Raw genomic sequence first — 3,934 nt, forward strand, 5'->3', positions numbered from 1 at the left:
GCCCCACCCGCCGGGCACGCCGCACGCCGCCGACGGCCGCCGCGACTGCGGCGTGCTGGAGGCCGTCCTGGCGTCGCTGAACGCGCAGTCGGCGAACCCCGCCCTGTGCAGGACCAACCCGGAGAAGCCGGTCTGGGTGAACCGGCAGCGTTCGAACTCGACGTCTTCGACACCGTCCGGGTCGTCCATGGAGAGGGCGTCCGCGCCGTACTCCAGCGACAGGTACTTCCCGTCGTGCCGGATGTGCCGCTCGACCTTCCCGGCGGGCGTGAGGCTGCGGGGGATGCGCGGTGGCCTGGGCTCTCTCACCGGGGACGAGGCGGGGGTACGAGCGGGCATGCGGCCGACCTTACTAGCCGGCCGCCCGCAGGTTGCGCGGGGTGCAGGTCTCCCAGTACACAGCACCATCGAGCAGGGCCGGTCAACGTTTTGCGGGAAATTTGCGGGTAGCAGAGCGTCGGCGGGGTCTGGATCCGCGCCAGGGCGCCGGCACCGGCGTTCGCGTGGCGGTCGTGGACGGAAGGGAGAGCCGTGCAGGGAGCGTTGCAGGCCGGAGGGTGGGGCCTGCTGGCCGGGTCGGCGCTGGTGATGGGGGCCCTGGTCGGCTACCTCGTGCCGGTCCCGGCCCGCGTCGTCGCGAGTGTGATGGCGTTCGGCAGCGGCGTGCTGCTGTCGGCGGTGTCGTTCGACCTCATCGCCGAGGCGCATGAGAAGGGCGGGCTGACCCCGACGGCGATCGGCGCGGTGATCGGCGCGGTGCTCTACGCGGGCGCCAACGCCGTCCTGGCCTGGAGGGGCGCGCGGCACCGCAAGCGGTCGGGCGGGCAGCAGCCGTCGGAGGAGCAGCGGCCCGGCTCGGGCGGCGCGATAGCCCTGGGCGCGCTGCTGGACGGCGTGCCCGAGTCCATCGTGATCGGCACGAGCCTCCTGGGCGGCGGCGCGGTCAGCGTGGTCACCGTGGTCGCGGTGTTCATCAGCAACGTGCCCGAGGGACTGTCCAGCGCCTCGGGGATGCGCCGCGCGGGACGCGGCCGCGGGTACGTCTTCGGGCTGTGGAGCGGGATCGCGGTGATCAGCGCCCTGGCGGCGGTCTCGGGGTACACGGTGCTCGGCGGCGCCTCCGCCGACGTCCTGGCCGGCATCACCGCCCTGGCCGGCGGCGCCATCCTCACCATGATCGCCGACACGATGATCCCCGAGGCCTACGAGGACACCCACCTGTTCACCGGCCTGATCATGGTCGTGGGGTTCCTGGCGGCGTTCGCCCTGTCGCACGCCTGAGCCGCCCGGCCGCCTCACGCGGCCGCGAGGGGCCCTCCGGTCGACCCCTCGGGCGGCTCGGAGGCCGGGGCCCCGTCGTGCACGACCACCTCGACCCCCGGGGCCAGGACCGCCGACCGCCCGGCGGCCAGGGCGCGGGCCGCGCGGTGGGAGGAGGCCACGTTCAGCCCCGCGCCGTGGAGGCGGACCATCAGCGCGGCGACGCGGACCTCCTCGGCGCTGTAGTCGCGGGCGTGGCCCGCGCCTTCGCCCGCCTGCGTCGCGCGCAGGTAGCCGGCGTTGGTCCATCTGTCGAGCTGCCGGTACGTCAACCCGGGGAGCCGGTCGAGCAGTTGACCTGCGTTCACATGCACCTCCTGCAACGGAGGTGTTCCCGCCCGGCGGGGTTCATGCGCGTCCGGAGGCGAGGGGGCCAGTGCCGGAAGCAGGACCGGGGACGGTCGAACCACCACCTGCCGGGCTAGCGGTCGGCGACCAGCACGCGGCCGGAACCGAGAGTCCGCCGGCTGCGGACGGGCATGGCGAGCGCCCCGGCCAGGGTGAGCAGGTCGGTGTCGCGGGCCACCGCGTAACCCTGCCCGGTCAGCAGCTCCCGCATGGCGGCCGGCGTCCATGCCGACCGCCACGGTTCGTGCGCCATCGGGTCGGGCTGCCGGGACAGCCGCCTCATCGCACGGGCCACCGGCCGGCCGAGCGAGGCGACCAGCGACGGCGCCTGGTAGTGGACGACGAGCCGGCTTCCCGGCGCGGACGCCTTGGCGAGGGCTCGCAGCGTGGCCGCCGCCTCGGCGCGGGTCAGGTAGGGGACCACGCCCTCCCAGATCCAGGTCGTGGGCCGGTCGGTCCGGTGCCCCGCCGCGTCCAGGGAGTCGTCGAGCCTGTCGGCGGTGAAGTCGACGGGCACGAAGGCGATCTTCCCGGCGGGCGGGGAGAGAGCCGCGGCGCGCCGCCGCTTGTCCTGCTGGGAGCGGGGGTGGTCGACCTCGAAGACGGCGGTCCCGGCCAGCTCGGGCATGCGCCAGGCCCGTCCGTCCAGGCCGGCGCCGAGGATCACGACCTGCGGGTGGGGGCGCTCCCTGACGGCGTCGTCGACGGCGACCGTGCGGGGCGCCAGCCCCTCCGCCGTGGCCCGCAGGAACTCGTACTCCATCCGGGGCCCCCAGCCCTCGGGAGGCACGTCCGAGCGGGCCTGCTCCACCGCCGCCAGCTCGCCGGGATCCAGCAGCGCCGACGCGGTGGGATCCGCGAACCGGTCCGGGGCCAGGCGGCCGTGCGCGACGGCCCGGGCCTGGCAGACGAGCACGGCGGTGCGGCTTCCTTCCCTCGTGTCCATGGCGGGTGTCCCTTCATTCGGCGGCCGCCTCGTCGCCCGGACGGCCGCGGCGCGCCGTACCCTCGTGACGGTGCTGCTCGATCTCATCACGATCGTCGTGGACGACTACGACGAAGCCGTCGAATTCTTCACCGGCGCCCTCGGGTTCGACCTGGTCGAGGACTCGCCTTCGCTCACCAACGACGGGCGTCCCAAGCGGTGGGTGGTCGTCCGGCCGCCGGGCGCCCAGACCGGGATCCTGCTCGCCCGCGCGGACGGCCCCCGGCAGGCCGCCGTGGTCGGCGACCAGGTCGCTGGGCGGGTGGGGTTCTTCCTGCGGGTGGAGGACTTCGACGCCGCCCGTGAGCGCATGACGGCCGCGGGCGTCGAGTTCGTCACGCCGCCCCGGTCCGAACCCTACGGACGCGTCGCCGTCTTCCTCGATATCGCCGGCAACCGCTGGGACCTGCTCGGTCCGGCCGAGGACCCGCCGCGCTCCTAGCGGCCGGAACCCCGGGTGCGGAGGGCCGACAGCTCCTCGTTCATCGCGCGCAGGAAGCGCAGGACGAGACGCAGTTCCTCCTCGCTGAACCCGCTCCGCGCCGCGTCGGTGCTCTCCGCCAGGGGACGGAAGTACTCGCGGCCCATGGCCATCGCCGACGGCTCGTACCGCAGATGGACGACCCGCCGGTCGGCCGGGTCGCGCGTCCGGGTGATGTGGCCGAGGCGTTCGAGGCGGTCGAGGCAGGCGGTGACCGCGCCGGAGGTGACGTTCAGCTCCTCGCGCAGCCGCCCCGGCGTCATCGGCCGGCCGGGGGAGCGCAGCGGCGCGTCCATGATCGCGACCAGGGCCTGGACGTCGGTGGGGTGCAGGCCGCTGGCGTGGGCGAACTCGTGCGCGATCCGGTTGAACTCGGCGTTCATCCGGCGCAGCTCGACGGCGAACGTCCGGAGGCCGGCGGGACCTTCCGTCTCCTCCGCTCCCTCGGGCATGCGGACAGATTACATTAACTCAATCATTGAGATAGTTAATGATTGAGCTATTTGTGGGTAGGGCCGCCGCAGGTCGAACTCGCTGGAGGAACCGATGCCTACACCGCCGCGCCCCGTCCGCTGGGCGATCCCGGCCGTGCTGCTCCTGGTCTGGCTGGCCGTCGGCGGCGCCTTCGGCCCGTACGCCGGGAAGCTCGGCGAGGTGTCCACCAACGACCAGGCCGCCTTCCCTGGGCGACGACCTGCCCGCTCCGCGTCCCGGCGTTCTCGACGGCCGCGGTGTACACCGCGAGCGGGCGCGGCAGCAGGTAGTTGGACGAGCCGTACACGGTGGCCGAGAGCAGCCAC

The 3,934-nt window shown here is 74.0% G+C and carries 6 protein-coding genes and 1 pseudogene; 3 read left to right on the forward strand and 4 right to left on the reverse strand.

The features are described from left to right. A pseudogene (locus AB0C69_RS39310) lies at positions 1-339 on the reverse strand (hypothetical protein); the annotation flags it as partial. A gap of 192 nt (positions 340-531) precedes the next feature. Here AB0C69_RS39310 and AB0C69_RS39315 point away from each other — a divergent pair. Continuing rightward, positions 532-1,281 carry a ZIP family zinc transporter gene (locus tag AB0C69_RS39315; RefSeq protein ID WP_360361296.1) on the forward strand — a complete coding sequence of 250 codons (750 nt, stop codon included), beginning with the start codon at positions 532-534 and terminating at the stop codon, positions 1,279-1,281. 14 nt (positions 1,282-1,295) lie between these two features. On the opposite strand, the gene AB0C69_RS39320 is transcribed toward AB0C69_RS39315, so the two are convergent. Further along, positions 1,296-1,628, reverse strand: a complete 333-nt coding sequence (locus AB0C69_RS39320) for a MerR family transcriptional regulator (RefSeq protein WP_360361299.1) — start codon at positions 1,626-1,628, stop codon at positions 1,296-1,298. Between the two features lie 113 nt (positions 1,629-1,741). Then, a complete protein-coding gene (locus AB0C69_RS39325) occupies positions 1,742-2,614 on the reverse strand; it encodes a class I SAM-dependent methyltransferase (RefSeq protein WP_360361302.1) in 873 nt (290 codons plus the stop codon). Positions 2,615-2,684: 70 nt separating this feature from the next. Here AB0C69_RS39325 and AB0C69_RS39330 point away from each other — a divergent pair, with 70 nt between their 5' ends. Further along, positions 2,685-3,095: a VOC family protein gene (locus AB0C69_RS39330; RefSeq protein WP_360361305.1), complete on the forward strand. Its 411-nt coding sequence runs from the start codon at positions 2,685-2,687 to the stop codon at positions 3,093-3,095. On the opposite strand, the gene AB0C69_RS39335 is transcribed toward AB0C69_RS39330, so the two are convergent. After that, the gene (locus AB0C69_RS39335) at positions 3,092-3,586 is read right to left on the reverse strand and encodes a MarR family winged helix-turn-helix transcriptional regulator (protein ID WP_345181285.1); all 495 of its coding nucleotides are present in this window, start codon (positions 3,584-3,586) and stop codon (positions 3,092-3,094) included. The two genes, AB0C69_RS39330 and AB0C69_RS39335, sit on opposite strands and share 4 nt — an antisense overlap. 94 nt (positions 3,587-3,680) lie before the next feature. On the opposite strand from AB0C69_RS39335, the gene AB0C69_RS39340 reads away from it, so the two are divergent. Further along, positions 3,681-3,934: hypothetical protein (locus tag AB0C69_RS39340; RefSeq protein WP_360361309.1), on the forward strand; the 254-nt coding region annotated here is incomplete at its 3' end.

Origin of the sequence: Actinomadura sp. NPDC048032, from assembly GCF_040653175.1 — a bacterium.
Taxonomy (GTDB): Bacteria; Actinomycetota; Actinomycetes; order Streptosporangiales; family Streptosporangiaceae; genus Spirillospora; species Spirillospora verrucosospora.

Coding starts and splice junctions, on each gene's coding strand:
- AB0C69_RS39325 (WP_360361302.1), bottom strand. CDS start 2,614: ATGGACACGAGGGAAGGAAGCCGCACCGCCGTGCTCGTCTGCCAGGCC.
- AB0C69_RS39335 (WP_345181285.1), bottom strand. CDS start 3,586: ATGCCCGAGGGAGCGGAGGAGACGGAAGGTCCCGCCGGCCTCCGGACG.